Raw genomic sequence first — 22,212 nt, forward strand, 5'->3', positions numbered from 1 at the left:
AACACAAATTAAAACTCTCGCTTTCCAAATTCACTTTCTATAAACTTAGATTTATTTTTATTATTATTGAAAGTGTACGATAAATTTAATAGTACAACATCTACTTCATAAACATAATTTGTAGTGGTATAAAACGATCCCGGACTAGCGGTAGTAATACGTTGTTCGTTGGTATCTAATAATCCCATATCCATATTTAACCATTGTAGAGACGCTTTAAGCCTATTATCAAAAAAGGTTTTTTGAAATGTTAGATTTGGTGAATAAAACCTAGAATCTTCTCCTTGTGCTGTTTTTCTTTCTGATAAATAATTAAATGTAAATTGTAAAGAAGCTGTGTCAGAAAAATCGAATGAAGAATTCACATTTATAGAATACTGCCAACCATTTTCATCTACAGTTTCCCCATTGAAACTACCATCAATTCCGTAGTTATAAACATTAAAACCTATAAAATTCGACCAACTTTCAGTAGGATCTATTTGTGATCCTAACTCCAAACCTAAAGATCTTCCTTTTCCTACATTGGTATATATTCGGTTTAAAATAGTATCGTTATATACTGTATTCACACGATTTACCAAGTTATTTACATTCCTGTAATAAGCGGTAACATATAAAGAATTATTACCTTCAAAAGATTTTACCATTCCAAGCTCCACTAAATCTATAAACTCTGGCTTTAATGTAGGATCTCCCTGCTCCAATGTTTCTGAATGCTCTCGCTCAGGAAAGGGATTCATTTTAAAAGATGTTGTACGTTCAACACGTTTGCTATATGCAGCCTTAAATTTTAAATCCTCATTGACTGAATATTGAATAGCTGCGGAAGGAAAAAGCTTTAAGTAATCATATTTATATGTTGTATCTACCGTTTGTGCTTTATCCCTAAGGTCTAAATTTCTATCCATTCCCTCCAGACGAAGTCCAGCACTATACTCCCATTGATCTAAAGATTTTGAAAGCTGTACATATCCAGAATTTATCTGACGTGTAAGATCTACTTCACTAGAAAATTCAGGTACCAACTCAAATTCTCCAGTCATATTATTCTTTCGCTCATAAACAAAATCTCCTTTATGATCTAAGTTTCTAAATTGATATCCCATTTCTAACTGACCAATAGACATAGGTTTAAACTGATAATCTACTTGAAAACGAATTCCATTTAACGGGTTATCATTCGTATTGTATTCTTCCTGTAAAACTACACTAGTATCTGGATATCCCAAATTATCGTTTGTTGTAGGTCCTCCAAGCAATGTATATTCATATAAAAAAGAAGTAGAAATATTCGAATTGTTCTTAAAAATGTGATTGTAGTCAAAACTTCCTAGCACAAAATCTCCCTTACGGATTCTTAGATTTTCGTTATAATATTGAAACGTATAAATACGATCTCCCCCTTCTGCTGGAGTAATGGCATGATTGTCGTAATAAATAATATCTGCTGTTCTATCTTTAGAACGTTTACCCCCATAAAAACCAATAGAATATGTGTTTAAAGTATCTGGAGTGAAATCTACCGAGAATCGACCAGAAAAATTCTTTTCTACAAAACTACGCTCACCATCTGAAGGAAACTGTGTTAATGTATCGTTTATAATAGTATATGCATCTCCTTCTCTTCTCCCAGAAATATCATTTCTTTGGTAACTCGCTCCCATAGAAATATTCCATTTATCTTTTCGAATATTGTATGTAATATCCCCTCCATAACGCTGTGCAGGCTCTTTGTTGTCATAATCCTCAATACTAGGAAAACCTCCTTTAATATTTATCTGAGTAAAGGTTCCATTTGTAGCTCCTTTTTTTGTGATTATATTTAGAATTCCCGCTTTCCCCTCTGGATCATATTTTGCTGAAGGTGCTGTAATCAATTCCACACGCTCAATAGCATTTGCAGGCAACTGGTTTAAAATCAAAGAAGCATTTGTTTGTACTGGTTTCCCGTTTAATAGAATAACAAAACTATTACTTCCTCTCACAGAAATCTCTCCCAATCCATCTACAGATACAGAAGGCAAGTTTCTAATTACATCGATCCCATTCCCACCGATACTACTTTGAAATTGATCTGCCTCATAAACCTGTCTATCTACTTTATTAATTACAGTAGATTTTTTTCCTGAAAGCACTACTTCATCCAAAAATAGCTGACTTGGATTAATTTCAACCTTTCCTAAATCTAAATTCTGATTGCTTTTAGAGACTTCGAACGGAGTACCCTTTTTTGTTTCATAACCTATAAAAGAAATTTCTAAATAGTAATTTCCTTTTTTAATATTTTCCAACACAAAGCTTCCATCTTGATTGGTAACAACTCCAGTGATAAGTTCATTATCATCAGTATTAAAAATAGCTACGGTTGCATATTCTAAGGGATCACTATTAGTTGCATCTACAACTTTACCCTTAACTTGAGCTTTACTTATTTGCACAAAACTTAACGTACATAAGAAAAATAAAAAAAATCGCATTTGGCTGGTTACTTTTAAATTGAAAAACAAAAATAAAAGTAATAGTTACCTTAAAATGATCTATTCGAATAAAACTATGGTCTATTCTCTTCTTTTCTGAAGTTTAAAGGAGTTACAGCGTTGTGCTTTTTAAAATATTTTACGAAATGAGAAGCATTCTTAAAGTTTAAATGAAAAGCGATTTCCGAAATAGTTATCTTACTATATTTAAGTAAACGCTTAGCCTCTGTATTAATATGTGAAGCAATAACTTCTGAAGTTGTTTTAGCGTATTCCTTTTTACACAATTGATTGAGTTGCTGGTTACTTAATTGCAATTTATCAGCATAAAAGCTTACGTTGTTTACAGGATTATCTGCAAGCATTTTTAAAAATTCATCAGTCTTCCCTAAATCTTGAATTTCTAAATTAATATTTAAGTGAGCAAGTAAAGCCTTTAATAATCCTTCAAAGACTAATTTATTATGACCAATTTCTCGATTTGACTCAAAGCATAATAATTTAAATAACTCTTCTACAAACTCAGGTTCTGTACACTTTTTTTCATGATGACTATTAAGCTTCATTAAAAGTGTATTCAATGTATCATCTAAAGTATTTTGCAAAAAACTTTCCTTAAATATTACAACATATCCCTCCGGAATTGTAGTTATATCCCAATGGTGTACTGCCTCTTTTCTTATAAAAAAGAAAGTTGGGCCATCAATTTTATATGCAATATCGTCTATATAATGGTATCCTTCCGCCTTGCTTAGATATACAATTTCAAAATATTTATTATGACGATGAGGCTTTGTAAATCGCTTATTAGGATCAAAAGGAGCTATTTTTATATCTGTATAATAACTGATTTTATTCTTTATAGGAATCACCTCTTCCATCCAAAAAAACTAAGCTTTATTCATTAATAATTCTTTAGCATGCGCCATTGCGGAGCTAGAAATATCTTTTCCACCTAGCATTTCTGCTATTTCTTTAATTCGCTCTTCTCCAGTAATTTGTTTCATTTGCGAAGAAGTTACACCACCTTTATCCTCTTTAAATACTTTAAATTGAACATCTCCTTTTGCAGCTACTTGTGGTAAATGGGTAATCGTAAAAACTTGCATCGTTTTACTCATCTGATGCATTATATCTCCCATTTTATTGGAAACCTCTCCAGAAACACCCGTATCGATTTCATCAAACATTATAGTTGGCAAATGCATATATTGCGCTAAAAGAGATTTTATAGCTAACATTATTCTAGAAAGCTCTCCTCCAGAAGCTACCTTCTTCAACTCATTAAAACTACCGCCTTTATTTGCTGCGAATAAAAAGTGAAGTTCATCTTTTCCTTTTGCAAAATACTTATTGGTTGGTACTAAATCTATTTTAAATTTAGCATTTGGCATTCCTAATTCAGCAAGTACCCCTTCCAAATGAGATTTTAAAGAAGGAATAGACTTCGCTCTATTCTTATGTATTTTATTTGCAACTACGTCTAAAGCTTCTTCTTGCTTCAACACATCTAATTGTAATCTCTTTATATCAGCCTCAAGGTTTTCTGTCTTAGAAACTTTTTCTGCAAGCTCCTCTTGAGCAGCCAACAATTCTGAAATTTCTATAACATTGTGTTTTTTCTGAAGGTTATATATCAGCTGTAATTTAGCATTTACCTCCTCCAATTGTTGAGGATCAGCTTCAAGATTTTCTTCTATTTGCTGAATTTCCACAAAAATATCATCCAATTCAATAAGACTAGACTGAACCCTAGAAGCTAATTCTTTATAAGAATCTCCAAAATGAACCAGCTTATTAAAAACTGCTTTTAGCTCATTCATTCCACTAATAACTCCAACTTGCTCTTCTCCTAAAATCTGAGTAGCATGCGAAACATTTTCAGCTATTTCTTCTACATTATTCAACGCTTCATAAGAAGCCTCCAACTCTGCCAACATTCCTGGCTTGAGGTTCGCTGAAACTAATTCCTTCAATAAAAAAGAATTATAATCATATTCCTTATCTGCTTCCTGCTGAAAATCGATAAGCTTCTTTAATTCCTTTTTTATCTGATGATATAGCGAAAGTTTCTCAGAATATTCACTTAAAACAAGATCATTACTAGCCACAGCATCAACTACCTGAAATTGAAAATTATTATCAGTAAGTTTTAATGTCTGATGCTGCGAATGAATATCTATAAGTTGCTCTCCTAAACGAGATAAAACATCTAAAGTAACAGGTGTATCATTTATAAAAGCACGAGATTTCCCACTAGGAAGAATTTCCCTTCTTATTATTGTTTGCTTTTCAAAATCTAGATCATTAGCCTTAAAAAAAGGCTCTATTTTATAATTACTAATAGCAAAGGTAGCCTCAATAACACATTTATCTTCGCTGTTTTTAATACTGCTTAAATCTGCACGCTTTCCTAATACCAATGATAATCCGCCTAAAAGAATAGACTTCCCAGCTCCAGTTTCTCCAGTAATAGCTGTAAGTCCGTTAGTAAAAGTAACCTGTAGGTTATCTATTAACGCGTAATTTTTAATAATGAGAGTTACTAACAAAGTTATCTAGTTTTATACTCCAAAGATAAATGTTATTTTTAGCGGAATAAAATATTGTTAGTATTTTATACGAGACCAGGTTTCTGAGTATAATGGAGCGATATCGTTTAAAGTTCCCTTTAATTTTACAACATCAATTTTTGGTCCATCAGAAAAAACATTTGCAATCTCTTCAGACTTGGCATCAAAAAAAGCTTGTAAAACAAAAGAATTTGGACGTACATTATTTAGCTTATCAAAAAGCTGCATTGAACTTGCAATAGTTTGCTTTGCCAATGCTGGATTTTCTACCAGATTATCTAGTCCTAAACGGTGGTAGTTATAAAGCGCCAAACGATATTCTTTAAAAGTATTGGATAGCAAGTTATCTACCAATTCCCAACGGGTTCTATTTCCATCAGTTTGCTGCCAACCGCTATAACCACTTCCCTGAGATAAATTTACAATGCTTTGCGCCTTTTTGTAATAAGCAGTTCCTCCTTCTTTAGAAAAAGTATCGGCATCGATTCCCAACATAATGTATACGTAATAAGTAATTACCGAAGTTAAGTTAGACTCAAATACATTTGGGTTATAAAAAATGGGTGCAAACTCTAAATAATTAAAAGTAAAGCGCTTGTCTTGATAATTAAATACAGGCGATTGATAGGTTGAATTATAAACCGGACGATTAGATTGCACCTGTATGGTTCCACTAAAAGTACTATTCTCATAGCTATTAATGGTGATCATCATACTGGATTCAATTCGTTCCTTCTGAGAAAAAGTCTTATTTGTCCACTTCGTTTTATTCACATAATCGTTAAGCGACTTCTCTAATGTTCTAAATATCTGCTTATTTGTTTGATCTACTTGATCAGAATTAACTATAACAGTACAGCTCAATTCTTGAGCAAATGCAAACTGAACAGCACATAAAATTACGAGAGATAAAAGCTTTTTAATCATTCAGACGATTCAATATTTCGTTAAAGATGTCGGTTGCAACTTCCGTTTTTGGTTTTAATGGAAACGGAATATTGTTTAAATTCTTATCTATAAAAGTAACTTTATTTGTGGTGTTTCCAAAACCTGCACCTTTATCTTTTAATGAATTTAAGACAATCGCATCTAAATTCTTTGAAGCAAGCTTCTTTTTTGCATTATCGATTTCATTATTGGTTTCTAAAGCAAAACCGACCAAAAACTGATTCTTCTTATTCTTCCCTAAAGAAGCTAAAATATCTTGTGTAGGCACCAAATCTATATGCATGGTTGCCGTCTTTTTCTTAATTTTCTGGTCAGCTACTTCGGCAGGCTTATAATCTGCAACAGCTGCAGAGAGAATAGCAATATCCACTTGATTAAACACTTGGTGTGTGGCATTATACATTTCTTCCGCAGTGGTAACTCTTACTAACTTAATAAGAGAATGTGATATATCTAAATGCGTAGGTCCTGAAATCAAGAAAACCTCGGCACCTAAATTTGCTGCCTTTTCTGCTAAAGCGTACCCCATTCTTCCACTGGAATGATTTCCAATAAAACGCACAGGATCTATAGCTTCATAAGTTGGTCCAGCAGTAATTAAAACTCGCTTCCCTTTTAATGGAAGCTTCGAAAGGATATCTTTTTCTACAAATGACACTATTTCTTCTGGTTCTGCCATTCTTCCTTGCCCTACTAATCCACTTGCCAATTCACCAAATCCAGCAGAAATCATAATGTTTCCAAAGGACTTTAATGTATCGAAAGTATTCTTTGTAGAAGGATGAACATACATATCTAAATCCATTGCTGGCGCAAAATAAATAGGACATTTTGCTGAAAGATAAGTTGCCAATAAAAAATTATCCGCAGTTCCAGTCGTCATTTTTGAAAGTGTATTTGCCGTAGCCGGAGCCACAATCATAAGGTCTGCCCATAGACCTAAATCTACGTGATTATTCCACACCTCTCCTTCTTGTTCTTCATCAGTAAAAGAAGAATACACTTTATTTTTAGACAACGTAGAAAGCGTTAAAGGGGTAACGAAATCTTTTGCAGATTCTGTCATTACCACTTTAACGCTTGCTCCTGCTTTAATTAGTAATCTTACTAAAAAAGCTGACTTATATGCGGCAATACCTCCTGTAATACCTAGTAATACTTTTTTGCCGCTAAGTATGGACATATGCCTTACTCTTTATCTGTGTTTCTGTAATAGATCTTATCGTTAAGCCACTCTTCTACTGCAATAGCATGCGGCTTAGGAAGTTTTTCATAAAACTTAGAAACTTCAATCTGCTCTTTATTTTCGAAAATCTCTTCAAGACTGTCTGTGTAAGTAGCAAACTCTTCCAACTTTTCAATCAACTCCTTCTTAATATCTCCATTAATTTGGTTGGCACGCTTAGAAATAACAGATATAGCCTCGTAAACATTGTTTGTAGGCGCATCTATTTCATTTCTATCGTAAGTTACTGTAGAAACTGGTGCTTCAGAATTTCTTAATTCGCTCATAACTTCTTTTATTTACTGTATTTGTCTAATAACTGTTTGAATTCTTGCAATTCCTGATCTAAATCATCACTCATTTTATCAGCTCTGTTTTTATACTCAGTTTCGCTAAACTCACTAATTAATTTTTGGTAAGCCACTTTTGCTTCTCCTATACGCTCTTCTCTTTTGGAGTAGATACTATTTACTGCCAGGTTATATTTGGCAAGGTAATCATAAAACAAGGCATCTTCTTTATATACTGATCCTGGAAATTCTTTAAAGAATAACTCAAAAGATTTTATAGATGCATGGTAATCTGATATTCTATTATATTGTTTTGCTACTTCAAAAGCTTTTTTCTCTTTCTTAGCTCTTAAATCTGCCGCCATTTCATTCGCTTCATCCATATATTCTGATTCTGGATGTGTATTTATAAATACTTGAAGCTTACTAATAGCTTTATCTGTTTCTGTTTGGTCTAAACTATATCTTGGTGAAGTTAAATACTGACTTTTAGCTCCTAAAAAAGCAGCTTCTTCAGCTTTATCACTTCGTGGATATGATTTTGAAAATCTTTCAAATTGATATGCAGCTAAATAATAATCGCCTGTTTGATAATAAGAATCTGCATAAAAATATATAAGTCGCTCTCCTTGTGGTTTCCCAACATATTGAGGTACTATTTGTTCGAAAAGTCTAATAGCGCGCTTATAATCACCTTCGTTATAAAGCTTTTCTGCCATTTCATACTTGTTCTTAATATCACTATCTTTTAATACTTTTTGATACTCACTACAACTACTAGTAAAAATCAAAACAAAAAGAATTGCTATATATGTATACTTCATATTAATGTAATCCTATCACTAGGTTTAAGTTTTTCGATGGTTTATCGAATTAAATTCATACTGCATTAACTTACCTACATCTTCTTTTCTAATGCAGTCAATTCATCCTGCAAAATTAGTTAAATATATGTAAATTAAAAAACTATTTTAAAGTGTGAAGAAAAGCACTTCATAATTAACAAGCAACCCTGTTTAGTTTTTTTATTAAAAGTTTAACTTGTTGAGATGTCAACTCATAGTTTTTCAACATCATCTAACATAGAATGATCTAAAACTATAGCCCCCTCTTCTCCATATCCGTATGACTTAGTAAACTTTTTATCTATTATAAGATCGCTATATAAATATGACTTAACATCGTAAATCTCATTATTAAAAGCATCATCATAATAGGAGAATAAAACTACTATTTCTGCTTTTGCCTGAGCAATATTATTTTCTGTCAACTTAAAAAACGGACTTTCTTCATCTATTTCATGAACTATTGTCCATGTAGTTGGAAGAAAAGTAATCGACCTGCGTTCTAATTTTAAATTATAATATTCAGGCTCGAAATACCCATTCACTTCTTTATGAAGAATTAAAATAACATCTGCTTTAGGTTTTATAAGAACATTTCTACTTGTATTCATCACCTTAATCATTAAGGCTCTCTTATTTTTAAAAGGACGCACAACGAAGTTCTTACTAAAAGAGATTAAAGTTTTAGGCTTAGAAAACCTTCCATAAAGTAACCCTGTAGTAAAAGAAAAGCTCAATAAACCAATTAAAGCTTCTAATGCAGCTAAAATTCCAGCAAGTGTTCCTGAAGGAGACATAACTCCATAACCTACTGTGGTAATTGTTTGTGCTGAAAATAAAAAAGCATTCAGGAAATTGGCAAAAACATTAGGACTCTTATAAATTGAGATATCATCTACTCCAATAGCGACATACCCGATAGCAAATATGGAATTAATTATAATGTATGCTAAGAGCACATACGAAAAAAAAGAAATCCACGAAATCCTAATTAAATAGGAGTACGTGGATTCGAACATTGATTTTTTATTAACATGGTTTATATTAAACCTACCGTCTTCTGTAATAAATCTCTTTACATTTTTGGTAGCGTTTAATCCAAACCCTATATCCTTTAATGTTTTAACCATTAATTTTGTTTGTGGCTAAAATAGGAAAATTATTTATTTTTTGTATCAAGCTATCAGTTGCTTTCACTAATGGTAATCTAACAGCGCTTGTACTAAGCCCTAAGTTTTCAAACACTACTTTTATTCCTGCAGGGTTTCCTTCTTCAAAAATATAATCGATAATATCCATTAATTGAAAATGAATATTGTTTGCATCGTCTAAATTACCTCTTAAAGCATAACGAACCATCGAAGAGAATTCTTTTGGGAAACCTTGCCCTATTACAGATATAACACCTGCTCCTCCAGCAAGAACCATAGGTAAAGTAATCATATCATCTCCAGAAATCACTAGGAAATCTTTAGGCTTGTCTTTTATAAGTCTCATTGCCTGAACTATATCCCCAGCTGCCTCTTTTACTCCAATGATATTTTTAAAACTATTTGCTAAACGAATAACAGTTTCTGGCAATACATTAGACCCTGTTCTTCCAGGAACGTTATATAAAATTATCGGTAGTGGAGACGCTTCAGCTATAGCTTTGAAATGCTGAAATATCCCTTCTTGCGTAGGTTTATTGTAATATGGAGAAACAGATAAAATAGCATCAAAAGCAGTTAGATCACTATTTTTAAGCTCGTGTACTACTTCTGCAGTATTATTACCTCCAACACCTACTACTAACGGAACACGCCCATTATTTGCCTTTATTATTGTTTGTTTTACAAGTTCTTTTTCCTCCTTAGAAAGCGTAGCAGATTCTGCAGTAGTTCCTAAAACTACTAAATACTCTACTCCTCCTTTTATTGTATGATCTACAATATTAATAAGCGCAGCAACATCTACACTTAAATCTTCTCTAAAAGGCGTTACCAAAGCAACCCCTGTGCCTAAAAACTTTGACATACTCAAATCTTTTTTAAAATGCTAAGGTATTTTACCAGCTCTTTACTAAACTGAGAGAAATCCTTTTCATCTGTCTTCAATACTAAATTGTTAATCGCTTCTCCTTCACTTATGATTCCAACCTTTAAAGGACTTTTACTTAATGCTGAAACCAATTCTAAATAAACATTCGGCTCTGTATAATAATTAATCACAATATCGTAAGAACGCTTTAAAAATTCTGCCACCTCATCAGTCTTCACTTTTCCCTTCATTCCAAAAGAAGTATCAGTAAAAACTGGAATTAGATAACTTCCATTTTTATAAATTTTATCAACATATCCTATTACATAAACGTCTTCAGCACTAACATTAATTGCTTTTGCTACGTCTAAAAGAGGCTTGTAGTCTACTAACTTCTCATAATTAATTACAATAGCTAAAGAACGTACTACACCATCTCTCTCATTTACAGAGGGGTTTTCTGATAAAAGCGATTTCCCAATTGCTTTTTTAATTGATTTTTCTTTAAGGCCCTTAAAAATCATTTACATTCCGTTATTTTTGCAAATGTAAAACTTTCGATAGTTCCTGTTATTAAAATTAAGAATCTTATGCGTAATAAAACGACACATTTTGTTATATTTATAACAATCCTCTGTTTCCTCTCTTGCAACAAGGCCTCCACAAAGCTAAAAAGCATCTCAGGAAAGGAAATAAATATTACTGATTCTATAAAAAGCGTAGATAGTATCAATGACTTTGTTACTCCATACAGAGAACATATTGAAGAAGTACTCGATGAACAGCTCGCTTATAATCCTAAAAATCTTTCTAAGAAAGACGGGGATTTGAATTCTTCTATCGGAAATTTAATGGCAGATATAACATACGAGCAAAGTAATCCTATTTTTTATAAACGCACAGGCAATAAAATCGACTTTGTACTTCTTAACCACGGAGGTATTCGTGCTAGTATGAGCAAAGGAAAAGTAAGTCGCCGAACTGCTTATGAAATTATGCCTTTTGAAAACAAAACTTTAGTATTAGAGCTCACTGCGGATAAAGTTAAAGAACTAGGACTTTATCTTGCAAAAAATAATACTGCTCACCCCATTAGTAAACAGTTACAACTTACATTACGAAACGACAACTCTATAAAAAGCATGACTATTAATGGGAAACCTATTGAAGCAGATAAAACTTACTTTGTAGGAACTTCAGACTTTTTAGCTACTGGAGGGGATCATATGGATTTCTTTAAAAATCCTATTAATACTACGGACATCAATTATTTATTACGAAATGAACTAATTGATTACTTCCAAAAAACAGATACCATTAAAGCGAATGTTGACACTAGATTTATAAAAAAATGAAAAGAAGACACTTTATAAATAATACGATAGCCAGCACCGCTTTTATAGGAGCTGGAGGACTTTCCTTAACTTCTTGTTCTACTGAAAAGAAAAAACATCTTACTATTTTACATACAAACGATGTACACAGCCATATCGATCCATTTCCTGTCTCCCATGCACGAAATCCTAATCAAGGTGGAGTAGCGAGAAGAGCTAGCCTGATTGAAGGAATTAGAAATGAAAATCCAAACACATTATTACTTGATGCAGGTGATATTTTTCAAGGAACTCCATACTTCAATTTCTACGGAGGTGAAATAGAGTTCAAGTTGATGAGTATGCTTAAATATGACGCTGCAACTCTCGGAAATCATGATTTTGATAATGGTGTTGAAGGATTATTAGCACAATTACCAAACGCCAAATTTGAAATTATTAATGGGAATTATGATTTTTCGAATACTGTTCTGGATGGTAGAATAAATCCTTATAAAATATTTATTAAGGACGGAATTAAAATAGGTGTTTTTGGACTTGGAGTAGAGTTAGATGGACTCGTTACAAAAGGTCTTTACAAGGAAACTAAATATTTAGATCCAATTGAAAAGGCTCAAGATATTACTAGAGAACTTAAAGAGGATAAGAATTGTGATCTCGTTATATGCCTATCTCATTTAGGATACAAATACAATAATGATAAAGTATCTGATATTGTTTTAGCACAAAACACCGAGAATATAGATTTAATTATTGGTGGTCACACACATACTTTTATGGACAAACCTGTGGTGGAGGTTAACAGAAAAGGGAAAAATGTTTTAATTAATCAAGTAGGGTGTTACGGTATATATCTTGGAAGAATCGACTTCTATTTCGACACAAATAAATCTACTTCTGAAGGTGTTAGTATAAACGTTTAAAATTATAACTGGTGATAAACTTCAGTAAGAAATAATAAGAAATAACCTTTACTACAACAATCGTAATATCAAAGAAGAAGAGTTTTACGATGTAATTATCTATTGCCATCATAATATCACCTATTAGAAAACAGACAGATATAATTACTGGATAAAGATTAATCTTAGATTCGTCATTAAAAAAATTCACTAATGATATGATTGTAAAAGCACTTAAAACAATAGAGTAAATTATTATAAATGGGTACAAATCTCCCATTTGTTCACCAAAAATATCTTTGATAGAATAATTAAAATAAATAAACCATAATATTATAACTGGAACAGCAGAAAATATAAGTTTCTTGACATCTAAATCATGAATAGATCGAAAGCAAATTAATGAAAATATTAAGTGATTTATACCGAAGAATATTAGGAACAACCGCACTGTAATCGGATTAAAATTCAGCATAAAAACATCTCCTAAAAAACAACATGCCAATATTAAAGTCGGTATTAACGCTAACTTCCCCTTTTCAAAATAGTAATTGAAAAAAATTATCGGAATTAATGATACTTTAGCAATACTTGCCACTAGATGAAAATCAAACAGTAATGCTAATAAATAAATAGCACTAAAGACAAAATACAGTTTTAGAAGTTCATTAGTTTTCATAGCATCTTTAGAAACTCATCTTCGGTAATAATGGCTATTCCAAGCTTATCAGCTTTATCTTTTTTACTAGGTCCCATATTATCTCCTGCAACCACATAACTAGTTTTTGAAGATATAGACGAAGCAACTTTACCACTATTGTCTTCTATGAGTTTTTTAAGCTCGTTTCTTGAAACTTTTTCGAAGACTCCTGATACTACAAATGTAATCCCTTTGAACTTCTCTGATATATTTTCAAGTTTATCAGCAGATATTTCTAGTTGAACTCCATATTCTTTTAATCGATTTAAAATTAAAATGTTCTTTTCATTCTGAAAGAATTCAACTACACTCTCTGCAATCTTAATCCCTATTTCATCTACCTGAACAAGTTCTTCAACACTTGCTGCCATAATAGCATCGATAGACTTATATTCCTTGGCTAATTTTTTGGCAACTGTTTCTCCAACGAAACGAATTCCCAATGCAAAAAGAACGCGCTCAAAGGGAATCTCTTTTGATTTCTCAACCCCCTGAATTAAATTCTCAGCAGATTTTTCTGCCATTCGTTCTAAAGGAACAATATCTTCCTTTTTTAATGTATATAAATCAGCGTAATTATCTATAAGTCCTTCTTTAAAAAGCAACTCTACCGTTTCTCCGCCTAAGCCCTCAATATCCATTGCTTTTCTAGAAATATAATGTTGAATACGACCTGTTATCTGCGGTGGGCAGCCATAGGTATTTGGGCAATAATGTTGCGCCTCTCCATCTTTCCTAACAAGTTCTGTATCACATTCAGGACAATTTTCAATATAATGAACAGGTGCAGCGTCGAGCGTTCTCTTTGTAAAATCTACACCAATAATCTTCGGTATAATTTCTCCTCCTTTTTCTACAAACACAATATCTCCAACCCGAACATCTAACTTTTCTATTTGGTCTGCATTATGCAAAGAAGCACGTTTTACAGTTGTTCCAGCCAATAATATAGGCTTTAAATTTGCCACTGGAGTTATAGCTCCCGTACGCCCAACTTGGTATGTTATACTTTCTAAAGTCGTAGAAACCTGTTCTGCCTTATATTTATATGCCATTGCCCAACGTGGAGCTTTCGAAGTATATCCTAATTCCTCTTGATGCTGAAAACTATTAACTTTCACTACCACTCCATCAGTTTCATATGGCAATTCATGACGATGAATATCCCAATAATTCACAAACTCTAAAACTTCAGCTGTTGATTTACATAGTTTTGCAACCTCAGGAACTTTAAAACCCCATTCATGAGCCTTTTTTAGACTCTCAAACTGACTGGAAATTCCTAAATTCTCTCCTGTAATATTATATAACAAACACTCCAACGGACGCTTTGCCACTTCTGCACTATCTTGTAATTTAAGACTCCCACTAGCAGTATTACGAGGATTCATATAAGGCTCTTCGCCTGCCTCAATTCTATCTTGATTCATTTTAGCAAAACCTTCAAAAGGCAACACTATTTCTCCTCTAATATCAAATTTCTTAGGATATTCCCCCTTTAGCTCTAAAGGAACGGAACGGATAGTTTTTATATTATTTGTTACATCATCTCCTTGAAATCCATCTCCCCTAGTTACAGCTTTTAATAAAACTCCATCTTCATAGGTTAAACTTATAGAAGCTCCATCATATTTCAATTCACATGTAAAAGCGACCTCAACATCTCCAAGAATACGCTGAATACGTTTTTCCCAATCTTCTAAATCTTCTTTAGAATATGAATTATCTAAAGAATACATACGATTTTCATGTACAATAGTATCAAAACTTTTAGTAACCATTCCTCCTACACGAACGGTAGGGGAATTAGCATCATAAAATTCAGGATATTTAGCCTCTAAAGCCTGTAATTCTTTTAGTTTGATATCAAAATCATAATCAGAAATCTGAGGCGTATCTAATACATAATAATTGTAATTATGTTGGGAGAGTTCCTGACGTAACGATTTTATCTTTGCTGCTATATCCATGAAAATAATGTAAGAGTATTGTGTATTCTTATTTTCACAAATATAGTTTAATGATGGGTATTTTTATAATACAATATAAGTAGATGTCTTATAAATTTAAACTAAAGCTTTTTAAATTTATAGTCCAGAAATTATTCTTTCTTCTTTCTTTTCTGTTCCTTAAAGTGATTAAATATTAGAATCACAGCTAGGAAAGCCCAAACAATTCTATAATACCATATATCCACTTCAAAAGTTAAAATAGTAGCTGTTGATGTATCTCTAAAAAAACTATAGATTACATTCGCTATTGCTAAAATTCCAAGAATTAAATTTAAGGGTACATTTTTCATAACAATCAATTAAGCCCCCAACTTACTAATTATAACCATAAGAAACCATAATAAAGCTATTCTCTTTGGGAAGATTAAGTTTTACGACTCCATTATCTAGTAATTCTAGTTTTACGTTTTTTGCATCTTTACTACTCAATATAGTCTTGAATTTAACGTTTCTATCATTTAATAAATGTGTTTGAACAAACTGTAGATCATTTGGATTTAGTTCTCTATAAATTAATAAATATCCTTTATTCTCTTTAATAGACTGAAATCCTGTTACAGATGCCCCTGAAGGCTCTTCTCCTATGGGTAAAATAACACCCTCATGAAAATCCTTTTTTACTTCTTTGTATTTTCCTATAAGCTCTTTAGTTTTTAGAAAATCTCTTGGAAGCCCTGTTGCTTCAAACCAAGCTAATGGCTGCGCAGCCATTGTTGTAGCGAATACATAATCGAAATCATAATTTTGTGGAGCTAACAAATCGTTTTCTCCATATTTATTGGGATTCCTAGAATTATTTAAAAACTCAATTTGTAATAATTCAGGAGGAAAATATTTAGAAAGCATCCATAAATTTCTAAGTGTTTGATAAGGATAATATCTCCCCCAATCTGTATAACGATTCTCTAAAAATAAATTTCCAAGGTTCCTATATTTAAAATACCCTCCTCGAACTCCAGCAGTTAAATCCAAATTGAAAAATACAGCTCCATCAGTTTGCTCTTTTACAGTTTCAAAAAACTTCTGCAAATTAATTTCAGACCTCTTGTCATTAATTTTTATCCCATCTATTTTTATGTATTTTATTCCTGTAGATTTATATAAATTGGTAATTATCTCCGCATCCTGCTTCCAATTAGCATAACTATTACCATTACTAGGATGAAACCATAAACCCAACTTTATATTATACTTTTTAGCCTCTTCTAAAACAGGCTTTAATCCGTTAGGAAATCGAGTTTTATGCACTTGCCAATCTTCAGGTTTCCACTCATCCCATAATTCTCCAGAACTGTCCGCAGAATTAGAAGACAAACCCTGCTCCCAACCATCATCTATTTGGTAATGTGTGATCCCTAAATTAGCAGCAGTTTTTAATTCATTAACAATAAAACTTTCATTTATACGACCATCTCTCCCACGATCACCCCAGGTATTCATCATTACCATTTCGTGAGAGTCTTCACTATACATTGATGTTTCCTTTAAATAAAGACGGAGATTGTGCAACAAAGAATTTTCATTCTCTCCAATACTAATTGTAGTCGTATAACCTTCTATCCATTCCTTAGAAAAACCCTGAAAAGGATATCCTGAAAAAGGAATACTTAAGCCTTTATTAGAAGTAACAAAATCAAAACCTGGATAATTTAGCTGACTGCTTTCATTTGGAGCTTCTTTTAAAATAAAGAATCCCACTTTATCAAAGGAATGTGTTCCTAGTAGTAAATTTCCATTGGAAGTAATATCATAATTATAAGGGATAAAAGATGAATTAAAAACAAGGTTATTATTCTTATCAGTTACATCCTTAAAGGAAACCGTTTCTATACTCCAGTGCGGTGAATTAAACCCATATCGCTCTAAATGATTATTCACAGCTTCATATTCTTTATAAAAGCTCTCTTTCCCAGTAAGTTCATCCTCTTTATCTTTTTTAAATAAACTTAATTCAGAATATTTAATATAAGTAACCGTAGAAATTGTAGCAGTATTGGTGTATAATTTAAAAACACGCTTTACTTGCAATTCATCATGCTGATTAATAAGAACACACTCTATATGTGCAGGCTCAAAATAATTCTTCTGAATTTCTTTAACCGATAATGAAACATGCTTTACAAACGGATGATTTGCCAATACAAAGGAAGGATTGTTCCCTTTCCATTTTATGCTTTTTGATGCATCAAGATTATCTATACTCAAAGGAATAATATTACCATCATTCCAAAGCCATTTTCCAGAAACATGTTCATTATTCAATGTTAGTGTATCGTTTTTAAGAACTTCAGAAACCGCTAAACCATTTTGAGAAAATGAAGGTTTAAAAAATAACAAGCAACAGACTAGAATAAAGAATGAAAAGAAATTTGAAAACATTGTTTTTATTTAAAAGGGTTAATGATTAATAAAAATGAATATTAATCATGCAACAAGGATTAACTCTTCATTACAGAAAATATAACTTAATTTTCTTATATAATGACACATCATTAGTTTAATGTTAAAGATAATAGTAAAAATCACTTTTTTATATACTGACAACTATTTTTTTCTACTCATACTAACGCTCCAACTTATGTTTTTATATAATGTAAATTCTCTTTTTGCGAATGAACTTATTACCTTTACAAAACTCTAAAAAAGAAACAGATGAAAACATTGAATGATCAAGAAATAAAGAAACGCATTGAAAATCTAGAATACTGGGACTTTGAAGATGGTTTATTGGTTACTTCTCTAGATTTTAAAGATTTTGCAGATGCTTTTGCAATGATGACGCGTATTGCTTTTGAAGCTGAAGCACAGCAACACCACCCTGAATGGAGCAATGTATATAATAATCTAACAATTAGATTACATACACATGATGCGGGCGGAATTACAGAAAAAGATTTTACTCTAGCACAGAAAATTGAAGATATTATAAAAGGATAATTAAGTTTATCTATTTTCTTTTTTTAATTATTTTTGTTATCAAATTATAATAATAAAACTTTATGGGAAGAGCTTTCGAATTTAGAAAAGCAAGAAAGATGAAGCGTTGGTCTGCTATGGCAAAAGCGTTTACTCGTACTGGAAAAGATATCGTAATGGCTGTTAAAGAAGGTGGTCCTGATCCGGACACTAACTCTCGTCTGCGTGCAATTATCCAGAATGCGAAGTCTATAAACATGCCTAAAGACAACATCGAAAGGGCCATAAAACGAGCTACGGATAAAAACACAGAAGATTATAAAGAGGTATTATTTGAAGGATATGCGCCACATGGTATTGCTATATTAGTAGAAACTGCTACAGATAATAATAACCGTACAGTTGCTAATATTCGTAGTTACTTTAACAAATGTAATGGAAGCTTAGGAACTAGTGGTTCTGTAGAGTTTATGTTTGATCATACTTGTAATTTTAGAATTCCTGCTGAAGGAATAGATCCTGAGGAATTAGAATTAGAGATGATCGACTTTGGTGCGGAGGAAGTTTTTGCTGATGAAGATGGAATACTTATATATGCACCTTTTGAAAGCTTTGGAGCAATTCAAAAAGAACTAGAAGAGCGAAATCTAGAAATATTATCTTCAGGTTTTGAGCGTATCCCTCAAGTTACAAAAAAGCTTACTCCAGATGAGGCTGCTGATGTTGAAAAATTACTTGAAAAAATAGAGGAAGATGATGACGTTCAGAACGTTTATCATACCATGGAAGAATCTGATTCAGAATCGGAAGATTAAATTATTCTATAATTTATTCTGATTCTTTAGAAGATGATTTTTCATATATAAATGAATATTCTGGAATTTTTCCAATCACTCCAGAAAAATGGCGATACATAAGATCAAAGTCAGATTTTATATCATCAGAAGGATAAAAAGGAGGTTCTATACGAACCTCTTTATTTTTATAATCAAACGCTATCATTACAATAGGGACGCCTGCTCCCTTAGCAATATGATAGAAGCCCGTTTTCCACTCCTTTACACGCTTTCGAGTTCCTTCTGGAGCTATTTGCAACCTAAACTCGTCTTTTTCTTCAAACAAAGAAACTACAGCGTCTACAGTATTACTATTCTTACTCCGATCTATAGGAGCTCCTCCCATCCATTTAAAATACCAACCTATTGGAGAATCAAATAGTTCTTTTTTTCCTACAAAGTTCATAGAGTCTGTTGCCATACTACGAACCAATACTCCAATATAGAAATCGTGCCAACTGGTATGTGGCACAACAATAATTATATATTTTTTTAAGGGCGGAAAAGCACCTATCTGCTTCCACCCTAATACGGTATTAAATAACCAATGAGATAGTCTAGCCATTACATTTTTTCGTAAAGGCTCCTTAATTTCTCACGGGTAATTATATCTTTCCAATTTTCTCCACATGCATTTTCCCATAGAGGCGCCATCCCCATAGAAACATCGATCATCGTATCAAATTCTTCATCTGTAAGATTAGCACAAATTCCTTTTGGTAGTTCAATACCAAACTTCGCTTTCATCTTTTTAAACATAGCTACTCCTTCAGGGTAGAACTCCTCTAAGTAATCAAAAACAATACAGTTTCCTATACCATGTTTTGTTCCTAAAAGATATGATAGACCATAGCTCATAGCATGAGCTACACCCACTTGAGAATAAGCTATACTCATTCCTCCATGCCAAGAAGCCATCATTAATTTATCTTGCGACTCTTCCTCTGAAAGATCTCCTGTATAAAAAACTTCATGGCATAATTCTTCTGCTTTCTCTCCATAACTCTGACTAAAAGCATTTAAATATGTACCATTAAGCGACTCAACACAATGAATATAACAATCCATTCCTGTGTAAAACCATTGATCTTTAGGAACCCCACGTGTTAACTCTGGATCCAAAACTACTTGATCGAAAGGTGTAAAGTCTGAGTTTATACCTAATTTCTTGTCTGGACCTGTAAGAACAGTTGTTCTAGAAACTTCAGCTCCAGTACCGCTTATTGTTGGGATTCCAACATGATATATCGCCTCATTCTTTACAAGATCCCAACCTTGGTAATCTTCTGTTTTCCCAGTGCTTGTTAGCATTATTGCTACTGCTTTAGCTAAATCCATAACACTACCACCACCTATTCCGATAATACCTGAAGGTATTTCAGAACTTTCAGCTCTCACTTTTTCAACTAAAACATCAACTTGATCCGTTTTAGGTTCCTCTTCTGTAGGTATGAAAATAATTTGATCATTGAACATAACTGGAATTCTCGAAAGTATCCAATCATTACTTTCAAAAACATCATCAACCAAGAAAATAAAAGGAGCATCAGCGTTTCTACGCTTCGGCATTAATATCTCATTGAGTTGACTAAAGCTTCCTCGCCCAAAAACCACTCTAGGAACCATTGGAAAATTTTTATACTTCATCTATGCTTTTTGAATTTATATCCTTTACTCTTGTTCTAATTCTTCTAATTAATCTTTACAATCAATTAATTTTAATATATCTTTTAAACTCCCTACCGTTTTAAAACTATCATCTTCCTTCTCTACATTTACCATCTCGTGAGCCCACGTAGTATGAAATGGAACATGAATAGCTTTAGCACCAATATTAACTAATGGCAAAACGTCCGATTTCAATGAGTTTCCTACCATCAGAAACTCATTAACATCTATTTCTAGGTGATCTAAAAGGTTTTTATAATTCTCTTCTTTCTTATCACTTAAAACTTCAATATGGTGAAAATATTTTGAAAGACCTGATTTTTCTAATTTCCTTTCTTGGTCTAATAAATCACCCTTTGTCAATAATATTATTCTATAGTCAACTACTAAAGACTGCAAAACCTCTTCTACCCCATCTAAAACTTCAACTGGTTTCAAAAGCATCTCTTTACCTAGATGCAAAATTTTTGAAATAGTTGCATTATCTATCTTATTATTTGACAATTCCATGGCACTTTCAATCATAGAAAGTACAAAACCTTTTATTCCATAGCCATAAATCTCTAGATTTTTGATTTCCATTTTAAAGAGCTCTTGATCAATCTTATTTTCTGTTTCATAACCAGCTAATAATTTTGCGAATTCATGCTCTGCTTCTCTAAAATAGGTTTCATTTACCCAAAGTGTGTCATCAGCATCAAAACCAATAACTTTTATATTGCTATAACTTACTTCCATATTTTTTTTGCGCGCTCTAGATCCTCAGGAGTGTCTATTTCAATTCCCTCGCTATCTGTTTCTACCATTTTTATCTTCTTCCCATACTCCAAATACCGTATTGCCTCAATTTTTTCTGTAGCTTCTAAGCTAAGCATAGGCATCTTTTGAAAATCTACAATTGCTTGCTTTCTAAAAGCGTAAACTCCTTTATGCTTATAGTAATTAACTGCTACGGTTTTATCTCTTGGAAAGGGAATTGGAGAACGAGAAAAATAAAGCGCAAAATCTCTATTATCGGTAATTACCTTTACGGTATTAGAATTATTAATTTCTTCCCAGTCTTCAATTTTTGTCATTAAAGATGCTAAATCTATCTCTTTATCTACATCTTCTCTAAAAACATCAATTACTTTCTCTAGGCTTTCTTTATCGGTAAAAGGTTCATCTCCTTGTACATTTACAACAATATCAACATCCATGTTCTCTACAGCTTCAGCAATACGATCACTTCCACAGTCATGCTCTTTCTTACTCATAATGGCTTTACCACCATTTTTTTCTATCTCATTAAAGATAATATCACTATCTGTAACAACATAAACATCATCAAAAAGACCTGTATTTACTGCAGCTTTATAAGTGCGAAGTATTACAGTTTCGCCTCCTAGATCTTGCATTAATTTACCAGGAAAACGGGAAGCGGCATATCTAGCCGGGATCATTGATATAATTTTCATAAGCGTT

At 32.4% G+C, this 22,212-nt stretch carries 22 protein-coding genes; 4 read left to right on the forward strand and 18 right to left on the reverse strand.

All coding sequences use genetic code 11. The annotated features are described in order from the left end of the window. Positions 1–8: 8 nt before the first annotated feature. The 10 genes from JM658_RS07180 to JM658_RS07225 all read right to left on the reverse strand — a co-directional run bounded on the left by JM658_RS07180 (position 9) and on the right by JM658_RS07225 (position 10,904). Positions 9–2,480 (reverse strand): TonB-dependent receptor domain-containing protein, encoded by a 2,472-nt coding sequence (locus JM658_RS07180; RefSeq protein ID WP_236958574.1) that lies wholly within the window; start codon positions 2,478–2,480, stop codon positions 9–11. A gap of 74 nt (positions 2,481–2,554) precedes the next feature. Then, the gene (locus JM658_RS07185) at positions 2,555–3,361 is read right to left on the reverse strand and encodes a helix-turn-helix domain-containing protein (RefSeq protein ID WP_236958575.1); all 807 of its coding nucleotides are present in this window, start codon (positions 3,359–3,361) and stop codon (positions 2,555–2,557) included. 9 nt (positions 3,362–3,370) lie between these two features. Then, a complete protein-coding gene (gene recN, locus JM658_RS07190; protein WP_236958576.1) occupies positions 3,371–5,032 on the reverse strand; it encodes a DNA repair protein RecN in 1,662 nt (553 codons plus the stop codon). Between the two features lie 57 nt (positions 5,033–5,089). Beyond that, positions 5,090–5,980: a type IX secretion system protein PorD gene (porD, locus tag JM658_RS07195; RefSeq protein ID WP_236958577.1), complete on the reverse strand. Its 891-nt coding sequence runs from the start codon at positions 5,978–5,980 to the stop codon at positions 5,090–5,092. Continuing rightward, entirely contained in the window at positions 5,973–7,184 is a 1,212-nt protein-coding gene (gene coaBC / locus JM658_RS07200) for a bifunctional phosphopantothenoylcysteine decarboxylase/phosphopantothenate--cysteine ligase CoaBC (RefSeq protein WP_236958578.1), read from the reverse strand. Before coaBC ends, porD begins: the two co-directional genes overlap by 8 nt. 5 nt (positions 7,185–7,189) lie before the next feature. Then, a complete protein-coding gene (locus JM658_RS07205) occupies positions 7,190–7,513 on the reverse strand; it encodes a DNA-directed RNA polymerase subunit omega (protein WP_236958579.1) in 324 nt (107 codons plus the stop codon). Between the two features lie 8 nt (positions 7,514–7,521). Next, complete coding sequence (locus JM658_RS07210; protein WP_236958580.1) at positions 7,522–8,340, reverse strand: outer membrane protein assembly factor BamD; 819 nt, start codon at positions 8,338–8,340, stop codon at positions 7,522–7,524. 233 nt (positions 8,341–8,573) lie between these two features. Beyond that, positions 8,574–9,491 carry an ion channel gene (locus JM658_RS07215; protein ID WP_236958581.1) on the reverse strand — a complete coding sequence of 306 codons (918 nt, stop codon included), beginning with the start codon at positions 9,489–9,491 and terminating at the stop codon, positions 8,574–8,576. Then, positions 9,484–10,377, reverse strand: coding sequence for a 4-hydroxy-tetrahydrodipicolinate synthase (gene dapA, locus JM658_RS07220; protein WP_236958582.1), 894 nt, complete (start codon positions 10,375–10,377; stop codon positions 9,484–9,486). The genes JM658_RS07215 and dapA overlap by 8 nt, the downstream gene beginning before the upstream one ends. Before the next feature lie 2 nt (positions 10,378–10,379). Beyond that, entirely contained in the window at positions 10,380–10,904 is a 525-nt protein-coding gene (locus tag JM658_RS07225) for a DUF6913 domain-containing protein (protein ID WP_236958583.1), read from the reverse strand. 66 nt (positions 10,905–10,970) lie between these two features. On the opposite strand from JM658_RS07225, the gene JM658_RS07230 reads away from it, so the two are divergent. Together JM658_RS07230 and JM658_RS07235 are read left to right on the forward strand one after the other, a co-directional pair. Next, a complete protein-coding gene (locus tag JM658_RS07230) occupies positions 10,971–11,735 on the forward strand; it encodes a 5'-nucleotidase C-terminal domain-containing protein (protein ID WP_236958584.1) in 765 nt (254 codons plus the stop codon). Then, positions 11,732–12,637, forward strand: a complete 906-nt coding sequence (locus JM658_RS07235) for a bifunctional metallophosphatase/5'-nucleotidase (RefSeq protein WP_236958585.1) — start codon at positions 11,732–11,734, stop codon at positions 12,635–12,637. Before JM658_RS07230 ends, JM658_RS07235 begins: the two co-directional genes overlap by 4 nt. Here JM658_RS07235 and JM658_RS07240 read toward each other — a convergent pair. The 4 genes from JM658_RS07240 to JM658_RS07255 all read right to left on the reverse strand — a co-directional run bounded on the left by JM658_RS07240 (position 12,621) and on the right by JM658_RS07255 (position 17,707). Then, on the reverse strand, positions 12,621–13,295 hold the full coding sequence (locus JM658_RS07240; RefSeq protein WP_236958586.1) for a lysoplasmalogenase family protein: 675 nt from the start codon (positions 13,293–13,295) through the stop codon (positions 12,621–12,623). The two genes, JM658_RS07235 and JM658_RS07240, sit on opposite strands and share 17 nt — an antisense overlap. Then, the gene (gene ligA, locus JM658_RS07245) at positions 13,292–15,286 is read right to left on the reverse strand and encodes an NAD-dependent DNA ligase LigA (protein WP_236958587.1); all 1,995 of its coding nucleotides are present in this window, start codon (positions 15,284–15,286) and stop codon (positions 13,292–13,294) included. The genes JM658_RS07240 and ligA overlap by 4 nt, the downstream gene beginning before the upstream one ends. A 131-nt stretch (positions 15,287–15,417) precedes the next feature. Beyond that, positions 15,418–15,618, reverse strand: coding sequence for a hypothetical protein (locus tag JM658_RS07250; protein WP_236958588.1), 201 nt, complete (start codon positions 15,616–15,618; stop codon positions 15,418–15,420). Between the two features lie 25 nt (positions 15,619–15,643). Further along, positions 15,644–17,707, reverse strand: a complete 2,064-nt coding sequence (locus tag JM658_RS07255) for an alpha-galactosidase (protein ID WP_236958589.1) — start codon at positions 17,705–17,707, stop codon at positions 15,644–15,646. Between the two features lie 273 nt (positions 17,708–17,980). Between JM658_RS07255 and JM658_RS07260 the strand changes: the two genes are divergently transcribed. Both JM658_RS07260 and JM658_RS07265 read left to right on the forward strand, forming a co-directional pair. Continuing rightward, entirely contained in the window at positions 17,981–18,265 is a 285-nt protein-coding gene (locus JM658_RS07260) for a 4a-hydroxytetrahydrobiopterin dehydratase (protein ID WP_236958590.1), read from the forward strand. 62 nt (positions 18,266–18,327) lie between these two features. Then, a complete protein-coding gene (locus tag JM658_RS07265) occupies positions 18,328–19,059 on the forward strand; it encodes a YebC/PmpR family DNA-binding transcriptional regulator (RefSeq protein ID WP_236958591.1) in 732 nt (243 codons plus the stop codon). A gap of 13 nt (positions 19,060–19,072) precedes the next feature. Here the strand turns inward: JM658_RS07265 and JM658_RS07270 are convergent, their stop codons facing one another. The 4 genes from JM658_RS07270 to kdsB are packed head-to-tail and all read right to left on the reverse strand — an operon-like array spanning position 19,073 to position 22,205. Beyond that, positions 19,073–19,645, reverse strand: a complete 573-nt coding sequence (locus JM658_RS07270; RefSeq protein WP_236958592.1) for a 1-acyl-sn-glycerol-3-phosphate acyltransferase — start codon at positions 19,643–19,645, stop codon at positions 19,073–19,075. Then, entirely contained in the window at positions 19,645–20,727 is a 1,083-nt protein-coding gene (locus JM658_RS07275) for an iron-containing alcohol dehydrogenase family protein (protein ID WP_236958593.1), read from the reverse strand. The genes JM658_RS07270 and JM658_RS07275 overlap by 1 nt, the downstream gene beginning before the upstream one ends. A gap of 48 nt (positions 20,728–20,775) precedes the next feature. Beyond that, positions 20,776–21,486 (reverse strand): HAD family hydrolase, encoded by a 711-nt coding sequence (locus tag JM658_RS07280; protein WP_236958594.1) that lies wholly within the window; start codon positions 21,484–21,486, stop codon positions 20,776–20,778. Continuing rightward, on the reverse strand, positions 21,477–22,205 hold the full coding sequence (gene kdsB, locus JM658_RS07285) for a 3-deoxy-manno-octulosonate cytidylyltransferase (RefSeq protein ID WP_236958595.1): 729 nt from the start codon (positions 22,203–22,205) through the stop codon (positions 21,477–21,479). The genes JM658_RS07280 and kdsB overlap by 10 nt, the downstream gene beginning before the upstream one ends. Between the last annotated feature and the right edge of the window lie 7 nt (positions 22,206–22,212).

The sequence above is a fragment of the Joostella atrarenae genome (assembly GCF_021764745.1).
Lineage (GTDB): Bacteria > Bacteroidota > Bacteroidia > Flavobacteriales > Flavobacteriaceae > Galbibacter > Galbibacter atrarenae.